Origin of the sequence: Campylobacter sp. BCW_6468, from assembly GCF_001762865.1 — a bacterium.
Taxonomy (GTDB): Bacteria; Campylobacterota; Campylobacteria; order Campylobacterales; family Campylobacteraceae; genus Campylobacter_D; species Campylobacter_D jejuni.
The window spans coordinates 255,297-276,873 of the sequence record NZ_MJXQ01000030.1 but is presented as its reverse complement, the minus strand read 5'-3'; the positions used below and the strand labels follow the sequence as shown (position 1 = coordinate 276,873).

Here is a 21,577-nt window from a genome sequence, read left to right as displayed (position 1 = left end):
TTCTTGAAAAGAGTTGTAGTTACAGGTATTGGTATGATCAATGCCCTTGGTTTAGATAAAGAAAGTTCATTTAAAGCAATTTGCAATGGAGAAAGCGGAGTAAATAAAATTACTCTTTTTGATGCTACGGACTTTCCTGTTCAAATTGCAGCTGAAGTTAAAAATTTTGATCCATTAGAGGTTGTTGATGGCAAAGAAGTAAAAAAAATTGACCGTTTCATACAACTTGGAATTAAAGCAGCAAGAGAAGCAATGCAGGATGCTGGATTTAGTGAAGAATTAGACAAAGAAGAATTTGGCATTGTTTCGGCTTCTGGTATTGGAGGTTTGCCTAACATAGAAAAAAATTCCATTATTTGTTCCGAGCGAGGTCCGCGTAAAATTTCCCCTTTTTTCATACCTTCGGCACTTGTAAATATGTTAGGAGGTTTGATTTCTATAGAGCATGGACTTAAAGGGCCAAATATTTCTTGTGTTACAGCTTGTGCAGCAGGAACTCATGCTATAGGAGAAGCTTATAAAAGTATAGCTTTGGGAAATGCTAAAAAGATGTTAGTCGTAGGTGCAGAAGCTGCGATTTGTCCTGTGGGTATAGGTGGTTTTGCTTCAATGAAAGCTTTATCAACTAGAAATGAAGATCCACAGCATGCTTCAAGACCATTTGACAAAGAAAGAGATGGTTTTGTCATGGGAGAAGGTGCTGGAGCTTTAGTTTTTGAGGAATATGAAGAGGCTAAAAAACGCGGTGCTACGATTTATGCTGAATTAATTGGATTTGGAGAAAGTGCAGATGCGCATCATATTACTTCACCAACTTTAGATGGGCCTTTAAGAGCTATGAAAAAAGCTTTAAATATGGCAGGGAATCCAAAGGTAGATTATATCAATGCACATGGAACTTCAACCCCTGTAAATGACAAAAATGAAACAGCAGCAATTAAAGAGCTTTTTGGCAATAATATCCCGCTTATAAGTTCCACCAAAGGACAAACAGGTCATTGCTTGGGTGCTGCAGGTGCAATTGAAGCAGTTGTTAGTGTTATGGCTTTAAGAGATGGGGTAGTTCCACCTACAATCAATCAGCTTGTAAAAGATGATGAATGTGATCTTGATTATATTCCAAATATATCAAGAAAAGTAGATTTAAAAGTGGTGATGAGTAATTCTTTTGGTTTTGGTGGCACAAATGGCTGTGTTGTATTTAAAAAAGTAGATTAATATGGCTTCTTATTTAGATTTTGAAAAAAATATTCAGCAAATTGACGAGGACATTATCAATGCTCAGATTAAAGGAGATACTGAAGCTGTATCAATTTTAAAGAAAAATCTTGAAAAAGAAATTTCTAAAACTTATAAGAATTTAAGTGATTTTCAGCGTTTGCAATTAGCGCGTCATCCAGATCGCCCTTATGCTCTTGACTATATTGAACTTATTTTAAATGACGCTCACGAAATACATGGTGATCGTGCCTTTAGAGATGATCCTGCTATTGTTTGTTTTATGGGTTATTTAGGAGAGAAAAAAATAATTGTAATTGGTGAGCAAAAAGGACGTGGAACAAAAGATAAAATCGCTAGAAATTTTGGGATGCCACATCCTGAAGGATATCGCAAAGCCTTAAGAGTAGCAAGACTTGCAGAGAAATTTCAAATTCCTATTTTATTTTTGATAGATACTCCAGGTGCTTATCCTGGAATAGGTGCTGAAGAAAGAGGACAAAGTGAAGCTATCGCTAGAAATTTATATGAATTAAGTGATTTGAAAATACCGACCATTGCTATAGTTATCGGAGAAGGCGGTAGTGGCGGGGCGTTAGCTATAGGGGTTGCAGATAAACTTGCAATGATGAAAAATTCTGTTTTTTCAGTAATTTCTCCTGAAGGTTGTGCTGCAATACTTTGGAATGATCCTGCAAAAAGTGAAGCTGCAACCAAGGCTATGAAGGTAACGGCTGATGATTTAAAATCTCAAGGTTTAATTGATGATGTTATAGATGAGCCTACAAATGGTGCACATCGCAATAAAGAGGCTACAGCAGTAGCTATTGCTGATTATGTAAAAAAATCTCTAAATGAACTTGAAAATATTGATGTACGAGAACTTTCTGCAAATCGTATGCAGAAAATTTTAAAGCTTGGAGCCTATCAAGAGGCTTAGGCTTTTACTTCGCTTTTTTAAATAATTTTATTATTTATAATTGTTATCAAAATTAAGTTAATTAAAAGTATTCTTTTTTTATACTTCAAAAATGATTTTAAATATCAAAATAATTATTTTTAAAGGAATTAATTTGACTCAAATCAAAAATATAAAATTTAAAAAAAGTTTACTGTGTTTTTTAATTTTATCTGGAGCTTTGTTAAAAGCAGAAGAAAAATATCAACTTAATGATGTTGTGGTTAGTGCTAGTGGTTTTGAACAAGATTTGGTTGATGCGCCTGCTAGTATTTCTATCATTACAAAAGAAGAGCTTGAAAAAAAGCCAATTAAGGATATAGGAGAGGCTATAGGAGATATTCCAGGTGTAGATGTGACTATGAATAAAACAGGCACTTATGATTTTAGCATACGAGGTTTTGGTAGTTCTTATACTCTAGTTTTAATTGATGGAAAACGTCAAAGTGTTACAAATGGGTTTTATGATAATGGTTTTAGCGGCAGTGAGTCAGGATATCTGCCACCTTTGTCTATGATAGAGCGTATTGAGGTTATACGTGGTCCAGCTTCTACACTTTATGGCAGTGATGCTGTAGGCGGTGTGGATAAATATTATCACTAAGAAAAATCCTGATAAAATCGAAGCAAATATAGAATTTAATACTCTTTTACAACAGCACTCTAATCACTATGGTAATGCTGAGGGATTTAATGCTTATGTAGCAACTCCTTTGATTGAAGATATATTATCAATTTTGCAAGGTTGAAGTATTATGATAAGGCAGCTTCTGATTTAAAATGGCCTACACCGGTTTGGAATAATAACAATCAAAGACCTGATAATTACCAAATTGCTAGTCATAGTCCAGGTGCTTTTACTAGTTTAGGTTTTGGTTCTAGGCTTAATTGGACAGTAGATGATAAAAATAATATATATTTTGATATAGAGCGATATATTAATGAAATTTCAGTGAATTCTACAAGTAGTAGGGCTATTAAAAGTGAAAGACAACTTTTTAAGGATAATATTGTTTTAAATCATGATGGTAACTATGATTTTGGTTCAACTAACTCATATTTACAATATGGTAGCACTAAGGATAAGGAGCTGCATAGCCAAATTTGGGTAGGAGAAGGTAAGGTTGTTTTACCTTGGAATTTAGGTCAATACGGTAATTTAGTAAATACCTTTGGTGCAAGGATTGATTATGAGATATTAAAAATGATCAAGCAAGCGCAGGTAGTCAAATAAGAGGTAAAAATCTTGATCAAACCGCGGTTGCGCTTTATGGGGAAAATGAGTATTTTATAACCGATGATTTGATTTTTACTACAGGTTTGCGTTATATTTATAGCGATTTGTTTGATTCTGAATTTACGCCTAGGGTTTATTTGGTTTATCACTTAAATGATAATATAGCCTTGAAAGGAGGTGTTTCAAAAGGCTATAAAACTCCTGCTGCCAAGCAGTTGACAAATGGATATTATAATTATGCCAATAATAATGCTTATTTTGGAAACCCTGACTTAAAACCAGAAGAAAGTATAAATTATGAATTGGGTGTTGATTTTATGGTATTTGATTTTGCACATTATTCTATTACAGGATTTATTACTGATTTTACAAATCAAATCAGTAGTGAAGATTTAACAGGTATGCAAAATGATATTAATTGTAGCAATGGCATTGTTTGTAAGCGTCCTATTAATCTTGGAAAAACGCAGACTAAAGGTATAGAATTTGCATTTAATACCAAAACTTACAATGGCTTTAGCCTAAATTCAAGTTATACTTTTATGGATAATCGCTACAAAGATGGTCAAAAAAATTGGTTTGGTGGTGATAGAATAGAAAATTTACCAAGACATATAGCAATGTTAAAATTAAACTATGAGCGAGGTAAATTTAGTTCCTATATAAAAACACGAGCAAGACTTGATACTATAGCTAAAGCAAAAGGTGGCGGTAATGGTAGTCTGCCATGGCAAAAATATAAGCCTTTTTATATAGTAGATTTAGGGATAAATTATAAAATCAATAAGCAATCTAGCTTAAGTTTTGCAGTGCAAAATCTTTTTGATAAAAATTTCTTTGATCCGCAAGTTACAAGATGGGATGGGGCTAATCCTGCTGGATATGCAAATCGCTATCAAGATTATACAGAAGGAAGAAGTTTTTGGTTAAGTTATAAATATGATTTTTAATTTTTTAAGGCTTTAATCACCTTTATATTTTCAAAAAAGCAAAAATAAAGTACAATGTGAAAAATAAATAAAAGGTTTTATTATGGCGTTTAAAAATTTAAAAGAACTTTCTTTTGAAAAATCAAATTATATTAAGCCTAAGAGATTTGCTTATGAAAGTAATGGTAGGCTTTGCACTTGGGATTTTATAGAATCTAAAGATAGTGTTTCAGTGCTTTTGTATCATAAAGAATTAGAAAGTTTTATTTTTGTACGCCAATTTCGTATACCACTTTGGTATCATCAAATGCATGATAAAGATTATGTAAAAGATGATGATATGGGCTATACTATAGAGCTTTGTTCTGGGCTTGTGGATAAAAAATTATCTTTAGAGGAAATAGCAAAAGAAGAATGTATAGAAGAACTAGGATATGCTCCTAAAAATTTAGAAAAAATAGGAGATTTTTATACAGGGTTTGGTTCAGGTGTAAGCAAGCAAAGCTTTTATTTCGTAGAAGTTGATGAAAAAGATAAAATTTCTTCTGGAGGTGGAGTTGATGATGAAGAGATTGAAGCTGTTTATGTTAAGGTGCAGGATTTTGAAAAAAAATGTAAAAATATGATAAGAACGCCTTTGCTTGATTTTGCTTATATGTGGTTTTTAAAGGAAAAGTGGGGAAAATTAAAGATTATTTAGGTTAAACCTTAAAAAGGTTCAACCTAGGATTTTAATGATCTGACTCATCAAGCATTTCTTTAAATACATTGAAAAGATCAAGCGATGCATTTTCAGCAACTTCGCATTTATTAATTATGCTGTGTTGAGTAATATCTTTGCTAATATCTTCTGTATTTGCTATTGTTATAGCATTATTCATATTTTCATGAACTTTTTCATGTGGCTCGTTAATTTTTAAGAAGCTTTTATTTTGCCCAAATCTTTCTTTTCCTGTGCTAGCAAGCCATTTTCCTAAGCGACAAGATGTATGATCGGCTAATTGCTTTCCTGATTTGGAAAAAATTTCTTTATAACCATTTAATTTAAAAGCTATATGATCTAGTTTTGCTAAAGATACGAAAGCTTCTGAAGCGATACCAACTGCATTTGAATTAGTAGAATGCGCTTCATTTACTAAGTGAGTAAATTTTTCGGAAAAACTCATAATATGAGCATTAGAATCTATAGAAATTTTTTCAACTTGCTCACTTTGAGTATACATTTCATTTGCATTTTGCTTTAGAAGGTTGATATTCATTTCAACTTCTGTGGTTGCTTTTTGTGTTTTTTCAGCTAGTTTTCTTACTTCATCGGCAACAACAGCAAAACCACGCCCATGTTCACCTGCGCGTGCAGCTTCTATGGCAGCGTTAAGAGCTAAAAGATTGGTTTGATCGGAAACATCTTTAATTAGATTAATTACATTAGTAATTTCATCTACACTTCTATGCAATGTTCCTGCAACATCTCTTGTTTTATTGGCTGATTCTGTAATATTTCCCAAAGAGGCATTGATAGAATTAGCAATATGGTTAAGTTCATCCATTTCAGCAAGAGAAGTTTTAGAATAGCTAGAGATAACTTCTGCCTTATTTACATTTTCTAACATATCGCCTTGAATAATAGTAATATTTTTTAAAACCCCAGTTAATAAAACATTTAAAAGATCTGTTTTAAGTTTAGACTCTAAAGCCGCTTGTTCTAATGATGTAATTTTATTTTTTAATTCTAAATTTTCCGATTGAAATTTTTCAATTTTATGTGTAAGATTTTTATTTTCTTCTTCAAGTTTTTGAAGATCAGAATGGTTTATTTTACTTCCAAACATTGTTTTGCCTTATTTTTTATAATTTGCTAGATATTGGCTAAGTTCATCTTTTACATGAAGCTTTTCTTTTTTTAAAGTTGAAATTTCCATGCTGCTAAGAGAAGTTCTACCTTCTTCTGCATCTTTAATCATGTCATCAAGTTCATTATGACGATCAAATAGTTTATCAAAATGAGCATCTTTACCTTTTAGCTCTGACATTAATTCTCTATATTCATGTAGCATAAACTCTCCTTGTATTAGTGAAATTTAAAATTCATTTAACAAGGTATTTTACACTATTAAAAGATATTTTTGGCTTAAAAAATAATAAAATTAATAATAATTTTTAAATGTGTGTTATATAAGTGATTTATTAAAGTTTATTTTTAAATTGGAAATTTTAAAATTGAGGAATAAATCCTCAAAATTATTTAGAATTTTGTTTTTTTAGAGTTCTCAGAGTAGAAGCTGCGATTCTCATTTTTCTCGTGGTGCCATCTTCTAAAGTTACACGAACTGTTCTGAGATTAGGTAAAAAGCGTCTTTTTGTTTTATTGTTAGCATGGCTGACATTATTACCCACCATTGGACCCTTGCCTGTGATTTGACATACTCTTGCCATTTTCTTGTCCTTATGAAAATTTTTAAATGAAGATTCTATCAAAATTAAGCTTAAAATATTCCATAATTTATAGTTTTTTTAATATATAAGTCGATAAAATATTATTTATCACATTTATATATAGTTTAAGGTTTTGATCATGTATGTAGCTCCAAGTTTATTGTCTGCAAATTTTTTGAAATTAGAAGAAGAAGTTAAAGCTATTGAAGCTGCAGGTGCAGATCTTTTGCATATTGATGTAATGGACGGACACTTTGTTCCAAATTTGACTTTCGGACCTTGCGTGATCGAAAAAATTTCAACTATTAGTAAGTTGCCATTAGATGTGCATTTAATGGTTAAAGATGTAAGTAAATTTATAGATCTTTTTATCCCTTTGAAACCAAAATTCATTTCTTTTCATATGGAAAGCGAAGTTCATCCTATAAGGCTTTGTGAATATATAAGAAGTCAAGGAATCCATCCTGCTATTGTTTTAAATCCACATACTCCTATTGATTCTATTAAACACATGCTAGAATTTGTAGATATGGTGCTTTTAATGAGTGTTAATCCTGGATTTGGTGGACAAAAATTTTTACCTTTGGTACATGAAAAAATCAAAGAATTACGCCAAATGATTGATAAAAAAAATGCTAAAGTTTTTATAGAGGTTGATGGTGGTGTTAATGGTTTAAATGCTAGCGATTTAGAGGAATCCGGAGCTGATATTTTGGTGGCTGGAAGTTATATTTTTTCTTCCAATGATTATAAAACTGCAATTTCATCTTTAAAGCTTGAATTTTGAGTTTACAGCAAATTGATCAGATTATTTCTATATTAAACAAGCAAAGCAAGCCTTATGATTGGGTGATGCAAGAGTTTGCCAAAGTTGAAGAATTAAAAAATTTTGATTTAGATTTGGAAACTTTTGAGCTTTTGGGTTTGGGCTTAACTTTGAATAAAGATAATATTTTTATCCTTAAAACACGCACAACAAAAATTAAAGATGAAATTTTTTGTATAGTAGATATAGAAAGTACTGGCAGTGTAAGTAAGGGGGAAATTTTAGAAATTGGAGCAGTAAAAATTCAAAATTCTAAAGAAATTGGACGCTTTCAAAGTTTTGTTAAAGTAAAAGAAATTCCAGAAAATATAACCGAACTTACGGGTATTACTTATGAGATGGTGGAAAATGCTCCAAGTTTAACAAAGGTTTTAAGTGATTTTAGGCTTTTTTTAAAAGACAGTATTTTTGTAGCACATAATGTGCGTTTTGATTATAGTTTTATTTCTAAGGCTTTAAATGAGTGTGGTTTTGGCATTTTACTTAATCGTCGTATTTGTACTATAGAATTTGCACAATGTTGTATAGAAAGTCCAAAATATAAACTAGAGGTTTTGAAAGAATTTCTGGGCGTGGAAAATACGCATCATAGGGCTTTAGACGATGCTTTGGCAGCTGCTGAAATTTTTAAATATTGCCTTGGAAAACTTCCCTATCATATAAAAACTACAGAAGAACTTATAAATTTTACAAAGACTGCCACGCATAAAGCAAAAATAAATATTTAAAGAGTATAATTAAGACATAAATGACGGGAGCTTGTGTAACAGGCTGAGAGTAAGCTAAAAGCTTAGACCGAACCGGATCTGGATAATGCCAGCGTCGGGAAGATTTATAAATTTCAATACTTTAAAAATTTATACTCACCCTTCATTTATCCAAATTTTTTAAAGGATAAATTTATGAAAACTCAAATGAATTATGCGAAAGAAGGTATTTTTACTAAAGAAATGCAGATTGTTGCACAAAAAGAAAATTTAAGTAAAGATTTTTTGCTTGAAAATATTGCTTGCGGTAAAATTATTATCCCTGCAAATATTAATCATAAAAGTCTTGATCCAAATGGTATAGGTTTTGGACTGCGTACTAAGGTTAATGTAAATTTAGGAGTTTCAAATGATTGCGTTGATTATAGCGAGGAAATGAAAAAAGTAGAGCTTGCTCATAAATTTGGCATAGAAGCGATTATGGACTTAAGCAATTATGGCAAAACAAGTCGTTTTAGAGACGAGCTTGTTAATGTTTCAAAAGCTATGATAGGAACAGTTCCTGTATATGATGCAGTAGGATTTTTAGAAAAAGATTTAAAACAAATTGGTGCTAAAGACTTTTTAGATGTTGTATATCATCATGCTAAAAGTGGGGTTGATTTTATGACAATTCATGCAGGTATTAATTCTCGCGCAGCGCATATTTTTAAACAAAGTAAAAGACTTACAAATATAGTTTCAAGAGGAGGCTCTGTACTTTATGCTTGGATGATGATGAAAGATGCTGAAAATCCTTTTTTTGAGTATTATGATGATTTGCTTGACATTTGTTTAAAATACGATGTAACTTTATCTTTGGGCGATGCTTTGCGTCCTGGCTCTACTCACGATGCAAGTGATGGGGCACAAATTTCAGAACTTATAGAATTATCACTCCTTACTCAAAGGGCTTGGGATGTTGGGATTCAAGTAATGATAGAAGGTCCAGGGCATATGGCTATTAATGAAATAGAGGCAAATATGCAATTAGAAAAGCGTTTATGTAAAGGAGCGCCTTTTTATGTCTTAGGACCTTTGGTAATAGATATTGGCGCAGGGTATGATCATATTAGTGGTGCTATTGGAGGAGCTGTGGCTGCAGCTAGCGGTGCTGATATGCTGTGTTATGTAACACCTGCTGAACACTTAAGACTTCCAAATTTAGAAGATGTTAGAGAGGGTATAGTTGCGACTAAAATTGCAGCTCATGCAGGAGATATAGCTAAACTTCCAAAAGAAAGAGCAAGAGATGATGAGATGAGTAAGGCTAGGCAAGAGATAGATTGGGAGAAAATGTTTAAACTTGCTATTGATGGAGAAAAGGCCAAAAAAATGTTTAATGAGCGTCGTCCTGATGATTTAAACTCATGTTCTATGTGTGGAAAAATGTGTGCAATGAATACTATGAATCAAATTTTAAAAGGCGAAGATGTGAGTTTAGCTTGAATAAACTTTGAGAGTAAGATCTATAGAGATACCTTGCTCTCCTGCTTTAAGATTAAGTGGATAATCAAGCTTGATTAAGTTATTATAGTTTTTTAGAGCATCAATAAAATCATAAAGCCTTCTAGGATTGTTCATTGTCGCTTTAATGGCTAAGCGGTTTTTTAGATATTTTTCTTGTTTTTCGGGCTTAGTTTCTTGAATTTTTACATTTTGAAAATATTTTTGTAAAAAAATATCAAAATTTCCTATATTAAAATTTTGCTCAAATTGCTCTAAACTTTTGTTGTTTTCGCTTCTTAGAGTTGATATTTTATCTTCACTAAAGTCAAATTTTAATTTAGCGGCTTTTAAGATAGCAAGTTGTGAATTTTCTCTAAGATTTGCTTGTTTATAATTTTTTAATGTCGGTAAAAGTAAAAATAAGATCAAGGCTGTGCAAACGCTTATAAAACTTAACGCGCAAATGATAAGCTTTAATAAATCAATTTCTTCTAGACTTTTATCTTTCATCTGCAACTCCTGGAATTTGTTTACTAATACTAACAAAACGATACCACCCATTATCTAAGCGATAATAGGTTGTATAGCTTTGATCAAAGATGCTTTTTAAAGGGGTTTCTAAAAGTAGAGTAAACATTTCTCTTGTAGGAGTGACTCCGATAAGTTTTAAGGAATATTCGTCTTGTTCAACACTTTCAAGAGTAATATTATCAGTTTTTACAATAATATCAAATAGATTTTTTAAGCTTTCTTTAACAATTTGATTTTGAGTGTTAAAATTTTTCGCTATTTGGCTTTGATCAAATAAAATTTCATAAAGCATTTCATTTTGCTTAGTTTGATTTTGAAGCACTATAACTTGTTGTTTTTCATCATCGATAGAGCTATTGATTAATGCAATTTTTATTGTATATGTAAAATATACTAGCAAGATAAATAATATACTAAAACCAAAAAGTCCTAGCCAAATTTTATCAAAGAGTGTGAAAATAGGTTTTTTTCTTGGCTGTATGAAGCTATAAGTCATTTAAGCTCCTTTTGCATCAATTCTATCATAAGATCTAAGGTGTTGATTTGTTTCGTTTTTATCTCTAAAAAAGTTTCACTTTCTAAAAAATCAATAGCACTTATGTTAATATCTGATTCACTATATAATAAAATACCATTGATAAATACCCCAGCATATTTATCATCATTATAAAATTTTTCAATGCTCGTAATAATATAACGGCATAGTTCCATATCATTGCTAAATTGATTTAATTCATCAAGATTAAAATTATCATTATTATTCAAAGTTTCAAGATTATTTTCTTGATCAAGTAGATCAAATTTATTATTTAAGGCTTCATTGAAGTTATCTAGGGTAACTTCAGTATCATTGTTGTTGTTTTCAATTTCTTGATTATCTTCTGATGGAAGTTCAAGCTCTAAACCTAATTCTTGCTCAAATATTTTAAAATCACCGTATAAGATAGTATTGCCTTTAGCAACAATAATTGCCAAAAGATGTCCTTGCTTAAATCCATAAAGTAAAATTTGGTCATCAGGCTGTTTTTCTTTTTGTATATTGTAGTAAAGAAGAGCAAAAGGGGAATATAAAAAATCTAAACCTCTATATTCTTCAAAAAGCTCGCTATAATATTCCACATGTTCGGTAGCCGTATAAACAAGGCCATTATTAAACAAAATATGCTGTAAGCTGATTTTTCCTATATTAAAGTGCTCACAATCTTGAATATTTGTACTAGGTATTAATCCTTGTTCTTTGGCATCTAAAAATAAAGCAGTGTGGTAAAATAAGAAATGCTTGCTTAAATTTTTTATGTATTCTAGTAAATTTTCGCTTTTATCAAAAGTTTTTTCATTGCTACTGATTAGTTTATTTCCTCTATAAATAGAAGCTTTTACAATATTTTTTTTATCTTCTAAAATAATACTAATAAAAAGTTGTGGAAATATTTTTTTAAGTAAAAATAACATTTCATTCCTTAAATTGATCAGCTAAGCTAATTTTATCAAATTGTTTCATTAGAAATTCTTTAGCTTTTTCTTTATCTAAAGATAAAATATCCAAAGGTTCACTTAGACTATAAGTAATCTTACTAAAAGGTTTTGGCAAGATCATCTTATCCCAACTTTTAAATTTCCAAAAACGATTTGCTTCATAGTTTAAAATTCTTATCTTTAGTTCTTTTTTTTGAGCCAAAATGATAGAACCATCTGAAATACTATGATAAGGCCCTCGTGGACCATCGGGCGTGATAACTATATCGTCATTTTGTTCTAAAACTTTAAATGCAGCTCTAAGTGCACTGCTAGCACCCCTTGAAGTGCTTCCTCTTACAGTATCAAGACCGAAAAGCTTGATGATTTTTGCAATTTGTTCTCCATCTTTATGGTGGGAGATCATGACATAGGCTTTTTTATTTTTTTGTCTATAATGTCTAAACGCAAAAGGCATGAGTGCTAATTTTCCATGCCAAAAAAGTATCACACCAGCTTTACGGTCAACTTTTTCACCTTTATAGTGCTTTTTACAGCTTAAAAAAATAAGCCATTGCAAGATGAAAATTATATATGTTAAGCAATGGATTTTAAACGATTTCCCCATATAAAACCATACGCTTTGCATTAGTTATTTTTACTTCTTTAAATTGCCCTAAAAGTTCTTCGCTACCTTCAACTTGAACTAAAAAATTATTATCTGTTCTTCCAGCAATGCTATTGCCTGCTCTTAATTCTTCAAATAAAACTTTAAAAGTTTTATTTTCTTGTTTTTTTACAATTTCATCTAAAATTTCACTATGACGATTTTGTAAGGTGCTAAGTCTTCTTGAAGCTGTTTCTTCATCGATTTGATTAGGCATGGTTGCGGCTTTTGTTAAAGGGCGTTTGGAGTATTTAAAAGAAAAAATTTGTTCAAAACGCACTTTTTCCAAAACATCCATAGTTTCTTCAAAATCTTTTTCACTTTCCCCTGGAAAAGCTACAATAATGTCTGTAGAAATGCTAACATTTGGACAAAGTTCTCTAAGTTTTAAAGCTCTATTTAAATACCATTCTTTAGTATAGCCACGCTTCATAGCTTTTAAAATTTCACTTGAGCCGCTTTGTAAAGGCATGTGCATGGATTTGCAAACTTTTGGATTATTGGCAAAAACTTCTAAAAATTTATCATCCATATGCAAAGGATGTGGACTTGTAAAGCGAATGCGTTCTAAATCTTCTATGGTGCTAAGTTCTTCTAAAAGATCTGAAAAGTCCATTTTTTTATGCTCGTTTCTAAATCTTTTGCCGTAGTTATTGACATTTTGTCCTAGCAAAAAAATCTCTTTAGCACCTTTTTCAACAGCTTTTTGAGCTTCTTTGTAGATAATGTTAAAAGGTATGGAAATTTCATCTCCTCTAGTATGTGGCACTATACAATAAGTGCAGTGTTTATCACAACCTATGGAGATATTAATATAGGATTTATAAATACTATTTCTAAAATCTGCAAAAGCAAATTCACTTTCATCATAGTCTATGTCCACGCCCATAAATTTTGGAGTTTTTATAGCTTGAGTGATTTTGGAAATATTTCTTGCTCCTAGAACAAAATCCACATAAGGAGCACGTTTGAAAATTTCATTTCCTAAATGTGATGCAGTACATCCACAAACTCCTATTTTAGCACCTTCTTTTTTAACTTTTTCAAAACCACCTACTTCTGAGAAAAGTTTATGCACAGGTTTTTCACGCACTGAACAGGTATTGATAAGAATAAGATCTGCTTCTTTGATATCTTCTGTTAGTGCGTAATTTTCTTTTTGTGTTAATTCTGCGATCATATGCTCAGAATCTCTAACATTCATCGCACAACCTAAAGTTTGGATAAAAAGTTTTTTAGCACTCAAAGAATATGTACCTCATACATAAAATCATTATCATCAAGTCCGTATTTTACGGTTCTATGATAAATGCTTACTCCTTTTTTTTCAAAATGATTTACAAGGGCAATGAGTTGTTTGTGTGTATTATCTTTATCAAAATAAAAAAACTTTTGTCCTTCTTTTTCTATAGCCTCTTCGATTTTTTCTAGGCTAATATTTTTAGGTTTTTCATTAATCAAAGTTCTTGCCAATTTTAATTCCATAGCTAAATCCTTAAGAATTTTCATTTTAATCTATAATTTTAGCAAATTTTACTTTTAATTAAACTTATTAAGGATATAATTTTTATCTACATTTTTAAATTTCCCACAAAAAAGGTTTTATAAAATATGGAAAAGATAGCAGATATTATCGAATCTATTGCTAATGAAAAAAATTTAAACTTAGAGAATGTAAGAGAAAAGGTAGCTACCGCTTTAATCAATACTGCAAAAAGAATTTATGGACAAGAATATGAGTTTTTTGTGGATCCTAAAAATTTAAATCTTTATCAAAAAATTACCATAGTAGCAGATAATGACGAGAGATTGCAAAATAAAAGTGAGAGTTTTATCGCGTTAAGTAAGGCAAAATCAGAAGCTCCAGATGTTGAAATAGGAGATGAATTAACCTATGAATGTTCTTTGGAAAATTTAGGAAGAACTGCGGTAAATACCTTGCATAAAGAACTTGAATATCATATACAAAAATTATTAGAACAAACTATTTTTGAAAAATATAAAAACAAAGTAGGGCAAATGGTTTTTGGTACAGTTGTTAGAGTGGATAATGAAGAAAATACTTTTATTGAAATAGATGAATTAAGAGCTTTTTTACCGAGAAAAAATCGCATTAAAGGGGAAAAATTTAAAATAGGTGATGTGGTAAAAGCTGTGATACGCCGTGTTTATACAGATAAAGGTATTAAAATCGAACTTAGTCGTACAAGTCCTAAATTTTTAGAATGTTTACTTGAAGCTGAGGTTCCAGAAATCAAAGATGGTTATGTCAATATTATAGGATGTGCTAGAATTCCAGGTGAAAGAGCAAAAATCATTCTTCAGGCCAATGGAGCAAATATCGATCCTGTAGGTGCTACAGTAGGTGTTAAAGGTGTAAGAATTAATGCAGTAAGCAAAGAGCTTCATAATGAAAATATTGATTGTATAGAATTTACAAATGAGAGTGAAATTTTAATTTCTCGTGCCTTGGCTCCCGCTATTGTAAATTCTGTAAAAATTGAAGATAAAAAAGCTATTGTAAGTTTAAATAGCGAACAAAAAAGCAAAGCCATAGGAAAAAATGGTATTAATATTCGCCTTGCTTCTATGTTAAGTGGTTATGAAATAGAGCTCAATGAATTAAGCTCATCGCAGCTAAATAATGCCATCAGCAATGAAGAAGCAATGAAAAATCTTCAAGATTTGTTTAAAATTTAAAATATTTGTGAATTTTCACAAATATTTTTTATAAAACCACTTCCAATAAAATGCCGCAAAGATAAAAATCATACCCAATAAGCCTGTAATTAGTTCTAAACTCAAGCCTATTTCAAATAAAAAGCCCATAAGCATTGAAATAATAGCGCTAAAACTAAGATAAATCATATCTGTATAAGCGATCACTCTACCATGATATGCTTTGTCAGCATTTTTTTGTATCATAGTGTAGGTGTAAGCCCAAAGTGCTGAGGTAAAAAAACCTGCACCGATTAAACCTAAAAAAGAAATATAAAAATTAAATTGAGTTAAAGCCCAAAGTATAATACCAAAACCTTGGCCAAGATACATGTAAAATAAATTTTTATTATTAATAAATTTACTTAAAACCATAGGTCCTATAGCTAAAGAACAAGCACGTACCGCATTTAAAAACCCTATTACTAAAGCAGCAGATAAAACTTCTTTATATTGATGTTGCGCTAAAAGCGTAACCAAGGTTTCATAAGCAGTTAAACCTATAAAAGCGTGAAGCAAGATAAGATGAAAAATTATCTTATTGTTTAAAACATAGAAAAATCCTTCTTTTATCATGGTAAAAAAGCGACTTTGTGTTTTTTGATGAAAATCAGGAATGCTTAATCTTGCTAAAAAAGAAATGCCTATGAGTATAAGTATACAGTCAAATAGAAAAGCGGTTTTAACTCCTAGAAAATAAATAAAAATTCCCGCACTTGCCATACCTGCTGTATAAGAAATCGCCCAAATGACACTGTGCATTTCATTAGCGAGTTTAAGTTCTTGAGGAGTTAAAATTTTGGCCAATAAACTCATTTCAGCTTGAAAATAAATCGAAGCAACACAAAGTCTTATGAAAATTAAAATAAATAAAAGCCAAAGCATACTAAGACTTGTGACAAAAATAAGACAAAAAATAGAAATTAATTCTATGCTAATCATGCTGAGTAAAAGTTTTTTAGGTTTATTTTTCTCTACTATGACGCCATTAATAGGAGCAAGTAAAACTCCAGGTAAAAAAGCAAGCATAGCACTTGTAGCTGTTGCCCAAGTAGGAGCATTAAGCTCAACCAAAAGGGTAAAAACTCCTGTTTGAGAAAACCATGCTCCAAAATATACTATAAACTGAACCGAAGCTAATATTCTGATATTTTTATTATTTTTTAATAGTTCAATGTAATTCATAAGCGAAACTATAGCATAATTTATATTTTAAATGCTATAATTATTTTAATTATGTAAAAAACAAGGAAAAATTTTGAAAAGACTGGATAAAAAAGAAGCTTTAGATTTATTACACCATGCAAGTTTAACAGAACTTGGAGAAATGGCTTATAAAAGAAAATTAGAACTTCATCCTGAAAAAATCACCACTTTTGTTGTAGATAGAAATATTAATTATACCAATGTTTGTTGTATTGATTGTTCTTTTTGCGCTTTTTATCGCCATCATAAAGAAGATGATGCTTATATTTTAAGCTTTGAAGAGATAGGCAAAAAGATAGAAGAGCTTGAAGCTATCGGGGGTACGCAAATTCTTTTTCAAGGCGGGGTGCACCCAAAGTTAAAAATAGAATGGTATGAAGAATTAGTTTCTTGGATAAAAGAACATTATCCAAATATCACTGTACATGGTTTTTCAGCGGTTGAGATCGCTTATATCGCAAAGGCATCTAAAATTTCAATTACTGAAGTACTTCAAAGACTACAAGCTAAAGGTTTATTTTCTATACCAGGAGCAGGTGCTGAGGTGCTAAGCGATAGGGTGCGTGATATTATCGCACCAAATAAATGTGATACAGCTACTTGGTTAGAAGTACATCGCCAAGCTCATAAAATCGGTATGAAAAGTACAGCTACTATGATGTTTGGAACGGTTGAAAATGATAAAGAAATCATCGATCATTTTGAGTATTTGAGAAAATTGCAAGATGAAACAGGGGGATTTAGAGCTTTTATTTTATGGAGCTTTCAAAGTGATAATACTGCTTTAATCCAAAAACATCCAGAGATTATGAAACAAAGTTCTAACAAGTATTTAAGACTTTTAGCTTTAGCAAGACTTTATTTAGATAATTTTAAAAATTTGCAAAGTTCTTGGGTAACTCAAGGCTCGCTTATAGGTCAACTTGCTTTAAAATTTGGGGCCAATGATTTAGGCTCAACCATGATGGAAGAAAATGTAGTAAGTGCCGCAGGAGCAAGTTATAGAATGAATCAAGATGAGATGATAAGGCTGATTAGAAGTTTAGGCGAAAATCCAGCTAAACGCAATACCGCTTATGAAATTTTAGAAAGGTTTTAATGCAGTATTTAGAGAGTAGGGGTATTAAAATCCCTTTTATTTTTGAAAAAAATTCTGATTTTCCTATTGTTGTTTTAAAGCTTGTTTTTAGAAATTGTGCTAGAAGTTATGATGAAATAGCAGGCTTAGCTAAGATGTTTTCACGTATTTTAAATGAAGGCGTGGATGATAAATTTTTTAAGGATTTAGAATTTAGAGCGATAAATTTAGAGGCAAGTAGTGGTTTTGAAAGTTTGGAAATCAATCTTTCTTGCTTGAAAGAAAATTTTGATTTTGCTTTAAAGAGTTTAGAAAAATTGCTTTTAAAACCAAGAATAGAAGAAAAAATTTTGCAAAAATTAAAAATCAATGCCTTAGGTGAACTTGCGAGTAAAAATAGTGATTTTGATTATTTAGCAAAAAATTTACTCAATGCTCAAATTTTTAAATGTAAAGAATTTCAAAGTCCAAACGATGGAGATGAAAAAAGTATAGAAACTTTGTCTTTAAAAGATTTACAAAATTTTTATAAAAATTTTATTCATCTTAGTGATTTGGTTGTGATTTTAGGAGGAGATTTAGAAGAAAAACAAGCCAAGGAAGATCTTTTAAAACTCTTATCAAAACTTCAAATAGGCAAAAAAAATACTCCAAAAAAATATGAGTTAAGCAAAAACATCAAAGATGAAATTTTGCTACGCCCAGAAAGTGAACAAGCTTATATTTATTTTGCTACACCTTTTTTTGCTGATTTTAAAGATAAGGATTTATATCTTGCAAAAATTGCATTATTTGTTCTAGGGCAAGGAGGATTTGGTTCAAGGATTATGGAAGAAATTCGTGTTAAAAGAGGTCTTGCATACTCAGCTTATGCTATGCTTGATATGAATATGTCTTTTTCTAGAGTTTTTGGATATTTACAAACTAAAAATGAAAGCGCTAAAGAAGCTAAAAAAATCGTAAAAGAGCTTTTTGAAGATTTTATAAAAAATGGCATGACTCAAAATGAACTTGATCAAGCTAAAAATTTTCTCATAGGATCAACTCCTTTGCGTTATGAAAGCTTAAGCAAGCGTTTATCTATGTCTTTTAACGAATTTTATCAAGGTTTAAATTTGGGATATTATAAAGAAGAGTTAAAACTTATGGAAAAGGTTAAACTTGAAACCATGAATGCTTATATTAAAAAACATCAAGAGCTTTTAAATATAAGTTTTGCAAGCATACAAAATGAAAATTAAAGAAAGTGATTTTGAATTTTTTAAAAAATTAAAAATTAGAAGTGCTATTGATTTAGCGCTTCTTTTACCTAAAAAAATTGAAAATTTAAATCCAAGTAAAAATCCTAAAGAAAATGAAATTTGCACCCAAAAAATCACTATAAAAAGCGTTAGTTCAAGAAAAAATCAACTTTTTGGTTTAGGTTTTTGTGAGGAATGGCAAGAAAATATTTCTTTTGTGTTTTTTCATCCTAGAGCTTGGCATTTTGGTATTTGTAAGGTAGGAAAAGAGCTTATTTTTAATGCTAAACTCTCGCATTTTAATCACACTTGGCAATTTAACAATCCTAAAATTTTAACTTCTTTTGAGGGTTTTAGTCCAAAGTATCAAATTTTAGGTTTAAAAGATACAAAAATTGCTGCTTTTATACATAAATATCTTAATTATGAAAATTTAAAAGAAAGTGGCATAGAGGATAAATATATACATTTTCTTTTAAATTTGCATGCTTATGATGAAAAAAGTTTTTTTATGTTTGAAAATTTGCAAAATTTTAGCAAAGATTTAAAATATATAGAAATATATAATTTTTTAAAGCGTTTAAAAGCTAAAAAAACGCATTTTAAAGCTCATCAAATCAATGTTTTTAATATAGCCAATTGGCTTAAAGATTTGCCTTTTTCTCTTACTAAAGATCAGCTTAATGCCTTAAAAGACATAGAAAAAGATTTACACTCAAAAGAAGCCAAAAGGCGTGTGATTATGGGTGATGTAGGGTGTGGTAAAACCTTGGTTTTACTTGGTGCGGCTTTGATGGTTTATCCTAAGCAAGCTATTTTAATGGCACCTACTAGTATTTTAGCGTATCAGCTTTATGAAGAGGCTAAGAAATTTTTACCTGATTTTATGAATATTTTGTTTATTAAAGGGGGTAAAAAAGAAAAAGATTTAGAACAAAATATCCAAAAAGCAAATCTTGTTATAGGCACTCATGCTTTAATTCATTTAGAAAGCCATAATGCCGTACTTGTAATGATAGACGAACAACATCGTTTTGGATCAGCTCAGCGTGAGAAAATTCATTCTTTAAGTAAACAAGAATTTGCCCCTCATTTTATACAGTTTTCGGCTACGCCTATTCCAAGAACTTTAAGCATGATACAATCTGAACTTTTAAATTTTAGTTTCATTAAACAAATGCCTTTTAAAAAAGATATCACAACTTATTGTATACAAAATGAAGGCTTTTCTAAGCTTAGCGAGAAGATCAAAGAAGAAATCGCTAAAAATCATCAAATTATCATTATTTATCCCTTAGTGAGTGCTAGTGATAATATTCCTTATCTTTCTTTAGAGCAGGCTAAAGAATATTGGCAGAGTCACTATGAAAAAGTTTTTGTAACTCATGGGAAAGATAAACAAAAAGATGAAATTTTAGAGCGTTTTAGAGATGAGGGAAATATTTTACTAAGCACTACAGTGGTGGAAGTGGGCATTTCTTTGCCAAGATTGAGTATGATAGTGATTGTAGGAGCGGAACGTTTAGGACTTGCTACTTTACATCAACTTCGTGGCCGTGTAGGTCGTGTAGGACTTAAAAGTACTTGCTATCTTTATACTAAGCTTAAAGAAATTCCGAGTCGTTTAAAAGAATTTGCTAGCACTTTAGATGGGTTTAAAATAGCAGAGCTTGATCTTAAAAATCGTTTGAGTGGAGATTTGCTCGATGGTTTTATGCAACATGGAAATGAGTTTAAATTTTTTGATTTTTCCAAGGATGAGGAGATTTTAGAAAAGGCAAAAAAAGATTTGGCAAAAAAATTGCCAAATTAATGTCCGCCGTACTTGTAAAGCATATTTTGAAAATGTGAAGCTATCATTTGTGCACGCTGTAAAATGACATTTTTCATTTCTTCATTATAAACTATATTTAAACTTTCTTCAAAAAGTTTTAGCCAAATTTCAAAAAACTCTTGAGGAAAAGGAGGTAGATCTAAGTGCTTTTTTAAGGGTTGCCCATTATAATCACCTTCGCCTAAAAGCATACCTGCCCAAAAATTTCCTATTTTTGCTTTATGTTCTTTCCATTCTTCATCGCTTGTTCCAATAGCATTGTTAAAAATAGGACCTAAATCCTTATCTTTTCTAACTTTTTCATAAAATATTTCCATGAGTTTTGCTATGCTTTCTTGATTAATTGTTTCAAATTTCATATAAGCCTTTCTTAAATGTTAATTTTATGGCGTTAATATAGCAAAAATAAGATAAATTAAATTTAACATAAGTTAAGAATGGAAATATTATATAATGAAAGATTATTTAGAACTTTTATCTAGTGTAGGAAAATTAAAAAAATTTCAAAAAAATAGTATTTTATTTTATGAAGGCGAAGAGGCTAAAAAATTTTTTATTTTACTCAAGGGAAAAATACGCATTTATAAAAGTACAGCAAGTGATAAAGAAATTACTTTGCATTATTTTAATCCTCCAAATTTTATAGCAGAAATGCCTGCTTTTAAAAAATTAAATTATCCTGCTAATGCTGTTTTTGAAGAGGATGGAGAAATTTTGGAAATTGATTTTATTAATTTTCAAAATTTATGCAGTGAAAATAAAGAATTCAATTTTTTACTTATCAGTTCACTTTTTGATAAAATTAAAATTTTAGAAAAGAAATTATCTCAAAATGCATTAGATTTAAGGACGAGATTATTAAAGTATCTTTTGGAAAATGAAAAAAATTTAGATACAATTTCACAAAAACAAATTGCAATTGATTTAAATGTTAGAGCACAATCTTTATCTCGAGTGTTAAAAGAACTTAAAATTTCAGAACTTATTGATACAAAAAAAGGTAGAATTGAAATTTTAAATAAAGATATGATCATGAAAGAACTTTGGTAAA

General features: G+C 30.4%; 22 protein-coding genes, 2 pseudogenes and 1 riboswitch. Of the genes and pseudogenes, 12 read left to right on the top strand and 12 right to left on the bottom strand.

From position 1 onward, the window contains the following. Nucleotides 1-3 precede the first annotated feature (3 nt). From AJ889_RS04215 to AJ889_RS04200, 4 genes and pseudogenes are all read left to right on the top strand, one after another. The gene (locus tag AJ889_RS04215) at nucleotides 4-1,218 is read left to right on the top strand and encodes a beta-ketoacyl-ACP synthase II (RefSeq protein ID WP_002873547.1); all 1,215 of its coding nucleotides are present in this window, start codon (nucleotides 4-6) and stop codon (nucleotides 1,216-1,218) included. A 1-nt stretch (nucleotide 1,219) separates the two neighbouring features. After that, entirely contained in the window at nucleotides 1,220-2,158 is a 939-nt protein-coding gene (locus tag AJ889_RS04210; RefSeq protein ID WP_002859886.1) for an acetyl-CoA carboxylase carboxyltransferase subunit alpha, read from the top strand. Between the two features lie 133 nt (nucleotides 2,159-2,291). Further along, nucleotides 2,292-4,363: pseudogene (locus AJ889_RS04205) on the top strand (TonB-dependent receptor domain-containing protein). Nucleotides 4,364-4,445: 82 nt separating this feature from the next. After that, complete coding sequence (locus tag AJ889_RS04200; RefSeq protein ID WP_002855131.1) at nucleotides 4,446-5,042, top strand: NUDIX domain-containing protein; 597 nt, start codon at nucleotides 4,446-4,448, stop codon at nucleotides 5,040-5,042. Nucleotides 5,043-5,073: 31 nt separating this feature from the next. Here the strand turns inward: AJ889_RS04200 and AJ889_RS09920 are convergent, their stop codons facing one another. The 4 genes and pseudogenes from AJ889_RS09920 to rpmB form a co-directional block, all read right to left on the bottom strand. Then, on the bottom strand, nucleotides 5,074-5,508 hold the full coding sequence (locus AJ889_RS09920) for a CZB domain-containing protein (RefSeq protein ID WP_370651196.1): 435 nt from the start codon (nucleotides 5,506-5,508) through the stop codon (nucleotides 5,074-5,076). Nucleotides 5,509-5,511: 3 nt separating this feature from the next. Then, nucleotides 5,512-5,760, bottom strand: a pseudogene (locus AJ889_RS09915) (methyl-accepting chemotaxis protein); the annotation flags it as partial. 420 nt (nucleotides 5,761-6,180) lie between these two features. Next, complete coding sequence (locus AJ889_RS04190; protein WP_002855201.1) at nucleotides 6,181-6,396, bottom strand: YdcH family protein; 216 nt, start codon at nucleotides 6,394-6,396, stop codon at nucleotides 6,181-6,183. A gap of 184 nt (nucleotides 6,397-6,580) precedes the next feature. Further along, a complete protein-coding gene (rpmB, locus tag AJ889_RS04185; RefSeq protein ID WP_002854974.1) occupies nucleotides 6,581-6,775 on the bottom strand; it encodes a 50S ribosomal protein L28 in 195 nt (64 codons plus the stop codon). A gap of 139 nt (nucleotides 6,776-6,914) precedes the next feature. Here rpmB and rpe point away from each other — a divergent pair, with 139 nt between their 5' ends. The 3 genes from rpe to thiC all read left to right on the top strand — a co-directional run bounded on the left by rpe (nucleotide 6,915) and on the right by thiC (nucleotide 9,796). Next, nucleotides 6,915-7,562: a ribulose-phosphate 3-epimerase gene (gene rpe / locus AJ889_RS04180; protein ID WP_002859889.1), complete on the top strand. Its 648-nt coding sequence runs from the start codon at nucleotides 6,915-6,917 to the stop codon at nucleotides 7,560-7,562. Next, the gene (locus tag AJ889_RS04175) at nucleotides 7,559-8,329 is read left to right on the top strand and encodes a 3'-5' exonuclease (RefSeq protein WP_002859015.1); all 771 of its coding nucleotides are present in this window, start codon (nucleotides 7,559-7,561) and stop codon (nucleotides 8,327-8,329) included. Before rpe ends, AJ889_RS04175 begins: the two co-directional genes overlap by 4 nt. A gap of 13 nt (nucleotides 8,330-8,342) precedes the next feature. Continuing rightward, a riboswitch (TPP riboswitch) is annotated at nucleotides 8,343-8,447 on the top strand. A gap of 56 nt (nucleotides 8,448-8,503) precedes the next feature. Then, the gene (gene thiC / locus AJ889_RS04170; RefSeq protein ID WP_002859891.1) at nucleotides 8,504-9,796 is read left to right on the top strand and encodes a phosphomethylpyrimidine synthase ThiC; all 1,293 of its coding nucleotides are present in this window, start codon (nucleotides 8,504-8,506) and stop codon (nucleotides 9,794-9,796) included. Here thiC and AJ889_RS04165 read toward each other — a convergent pair. Genes AJ889_RS04165 through AJ889_RS04140 form a run of 6 tightly spaced genes read right to left on the bottom strand, consistent with a single transcriptional unit; the run spans nucleotide 9,788 to nucleotide 13,934 of the window. Next, nucleotides 9,788-10,306: a hypothetical protein gene (locus AJ889_RS04165; protein WP_002867617.1), complete on the bottom strand. Its 519-nt coding sequence runs from the start codon at nucleotides 10,304-10,306 to the stop codon at nucleotides 9,788-9,790. The genes thiC and AJ889_RS04165 overlap by 9 nt on opposite strands. Continuing rightward, nucleotides 10,296-10,823, bottom strand: coding sequence for a hypothetical protein (locus AJ889_RS04160; RefSeq protein WP_032584731.1), 528 nt, complete (start codon nucleotides 10,821-10,823; stop codon nucleotides 10,296-10,298). The genes AJ889_RS04165 and AJ889_RS04160 overlap by 11 nt, the downstream gene beginning before the upstream one ends. Continuing rightward, nucleotides 10,820-11,779, bottom strand: a complete 960-nt coding sequence (locus AJ889_RS04155) for a hypothetical protein (RefSeq protein ID WP_002859019.1) — start codon at nucleotides 11,777-11,779, stop codon at nucleotides 10,820-10,822. Before AJ889_RS04155 ends, AJ889_RS04160 begins: the two co-directional genes overlap by 4 nt. A gap of 1 nt (nucleotide 11,780) precedes the next feature. Further along, nucleotides 11,781-12,410 (bottom strand): lysophospholipid acyltransferase family protein, encoded by a 630-nt coding sequence (locus tag AJ889_RS04150; RefSeq protein ID WP_002867614.1) that lies wholly within the window; start codon nucleotides 12,408-12,410, stop codon nucleotides 11,781-11,783. After that, the gene (miaB, locus tag AJ889_RS04145; protein ID WP_002867613.1) at nucleotides 12,394-13,695 is read right to left on the bottom strand and encodes a tRNA (N6-isopentenyl adenosine(37)-C2)-methylthiotransferase MiaB; all 1,302 of its coding nucleotides are present in this window, start codon (nucleotides 13,693-13,695) and stop codon (nucleotides 12,394-12,396) included. The genes AJ889_RS04150 and miaB overlap by 17 nt, the downstream gene beginning before the upstream one ends. Next, nucleotides 13,692-13,934: an HP0268 family nuclease gene (locus AJ889_RS04140; RefSeq protein ID WP_002851103.1), complete on the bottom strand. Its 243-nt coding sequence runs from the start codon at nucleotides 13,932-13,934 to the stop codon at nucleotides 13,692-13,694. Before AJ889_RS04140 ends, miaB begins: the two co-directional genes overlap by 4 nt. A 126-nt stretch (nucleotides 13,935-14,060) precedes the next feature. Here AJ889_RS04140 and nusA point away from each other — a divergent pair, with 126 nt between their 5' ends. Further along, entirely contained in the window at nucleotides 14,061-15,149 is a 1,089-nt protein-coding gene (gene nusA / locus AJ889_RS04135) for a transcription termination factor NusA (protein ID WP_002859895.1), read from the top strand. 15 nt (nucleotides 15,150-15,164) lie between these two features. Here nusA and AJ889_RS04130 read toward each other — a convergent pair whose 3' ends face one another. After that, complete coding sequence (locus tag AJ889_RS04130; protein WP_002869525.1) at nucleotides 15,165-16,352, bottom strand: MFS transporter; 1,188 nt, start codon at nucleotides 16,350-16,352, stop codon at nucleotides 15,165-15,167. A gap of 73 nt (nucleotides 16,353-16,425) precedes the next feature. On the opposite strand from AJ889_RS04130, the gene AJ889_RS04125 reads away from it, so the two are divergent. Genes AJ889_RS04125 through recG form a run of 3 tightly spaced genes read left to right on the top strand, consistent with a single transcriptional unit; the run spans nucleotide 16,426 to nucleotide 20,505 of the window. Beyond that, nucleotides 16,426-17,472: a dehypoxanthine futalosine cyclase gene (locus AJ889_RS04125; protein ID WP_002869526.1), complete on the top strand. Its 1,047-nt coding sequence runs from the start codon at nucleotides 16,426-16,428 to the stop codon at nucleotides 17,470-17,472. Further along, nucleotides 17,472-18,692 carry a pitrilysin family protein gene (locus AJ889_RS04120; RefSeq protein WP_002869527.1) on the top strand — a complete coding sequence of 407 codons (1,221 nt, stop codon included), beginning with the start codon at nucleotides 17,472-17,474 and terminating at the stop codon, nucleotides 18,690-18,692. The genes AJ889_RS04125 and AJ889_RS04120 overlap by 1 nt, the downstream gene beginning before the upstream one ends. Continuing rightward, the gene (recG, locus tag AJ889_RS04115) at nucleotides 18,682-20,505 is read left to right on the top strand and encodes an ATP-dependent DNA helicase RecG (RefSeq protein WP_002909545.1); all 1,824 of its coding nucleotides are present in this window, start codon (nucleotides 18,682-18,684) and stop codon (nucleotides 20,503-20,505) included. Before AJ889_RS04120 ends, recG begins: the two co-directional genes overlap by 11 nt. Here recG and ctb read toward each other — a convergent pair. Further along, nucleotides 20,502-20,885, bottom strand: coding sequence for a truncated hemoglobin Ctb (ctb, locus tag AJ889_RS04110; protein ID WP_002858471.1), 384 nt, complete (start codon nucleotides 20,883-20,885; stop codon nucleotides 20,502-20,504). The genes recG and ctb overlap by 4 nt on opposite strands. A 94-nt stretch (nucleotides 20,886-20,979) precedes the next feature. Between ctb and nssR the strand changes: the two genes are divergently transcribed. Then, nucleotides 20,980-21,576, top strand: a complete 597-nt coding sequence (gene nssR, locus AJ889_RS04105) for a nitrosative stress-sensitive transcriptional regulator NssR (RefSeq protein WP_002859028.1) — start codon at nucleotides 20,980-20,982, stop codon at nucleotides 21,574-21,576. The last annotated feature ends 1 nt before the right edge of the window (nucleotide 21,577 follow it).

Coding starts and splice junctions, on each gene's coding strand:
- AJ889_RS04155 (WP_002859019.1), bottom strand. CDS start 11,779: ATGTTATTTTTACTTAAAAAAATATTTCCACAACTTTTTATTAGTATT.
- nssR (WP_002859028.1), top strand. CDS start 20,980: ATGAAAGATTATTTAGAACTTTTATCTAGTGTAGGAAAATTAAAAAAA.
- AJ889_RS04165 (WP_002867617.1), bottom strand. CDS start 10,306: ATGAAAGATAAAAGTCTAGAAGAAATTGATTTATTAAAGCTTATCATT.
- AJ889_RS04160 (WP_032584731.1), bottom strand. CDS start 10,823: ATGACTTATAGCTTCATACAGCCAAGAAAAAAACCTATTTTCACACTC.
- AJ889_RS04130 (WP_002869525.1), bottom strand. CDS start 16,352: ATGAATTACATTGAACTATTAAAAAATAATAAAAATATCAGAATATTA.
- nusA (WP_002859895.1), top strand. CDS start 14,061: ATGGAAAAGATAGCAGATATTATCGAATCTATTGCTAATGAAAAAAAT.
- thiC (WP_002859891.1), top strand. CDS start 8,504: ATGAAAACTCAAATGAATTATGCGAAAGAAGGTATTTTTACTAAAGAA.
- AJ889_RS04140 (WP_002851103.1), bottom strand. CDS start 13,934: ATGGAATTAAAATTGGCAAGAACTTTGATTAATGAAAAACCTAAAAAT.
- AJ889_RS09920 (WP_370651196.1), bottom strand. CDS start 5,508: ATGAGTTTTTCCGAAAAATTTACTCACTTAGTAAATGAAGCGCATTCT.
- AJ889_RS04210 (WP_002859886.1), top strand. CDS start 1,220: ATGGCTTCTTATTTAGATTTTGAAAAAAATATTCAGCAAATTGACGAG.
- rpe (WP_002859889.1), top strand. CDS start 6,915: ATGTATGTAGCTCCAAGTTTATTGTCTGCAAATTTTTTGAAATTAGAA.
- AJ889_RS04120 (WP_002869527.1), top strand. CDS start 17,472: ATGCAGTATTTAGAGAGTAGGGGTATTAAAATCCCTTTTATTTTTGAA.
- AJ889_RS04200 (WP_002855131.1), top strand. CDS start 4,446: ATGGCGTTTAAAAATTTAAAAGAACTTTCTTTTGAAAAATCAAATTAT.
- ctb (WP_002858471.1), bottom strand. CDS start 20,885: ATGAAATTTGAAACAATTAATCAAGAAAGCATAGCAAAACTCATGGAA.
- AJ889_RS04150 (WP_002867614.1), bottom strand. CDS start 12,410: ATGGGGAAATCGTTTAAAATCCATTGCTTAACATATATAATTTTCATC.
- AJ889_RS04190 (WP_002855201.1), bottom strand. CDS start 6,396: ATGCTACATGAATATAGAGAATTAATGTCAGAGCTAAAAGGTAAAGAT.
- recG (WP_002909545.1), top strand. CDS start 18,682: ATGAAAATTAAAGAAAGTGATTTTGAATTTTTTAAAAAATTAAAAATT.
- rpmB (WP_002854974.1), bottom strand. CDS start 6,775: ATGGCAAGAGTATGTCAAATCACAGGCAAGGGTCCAATGGTGGGTAAT.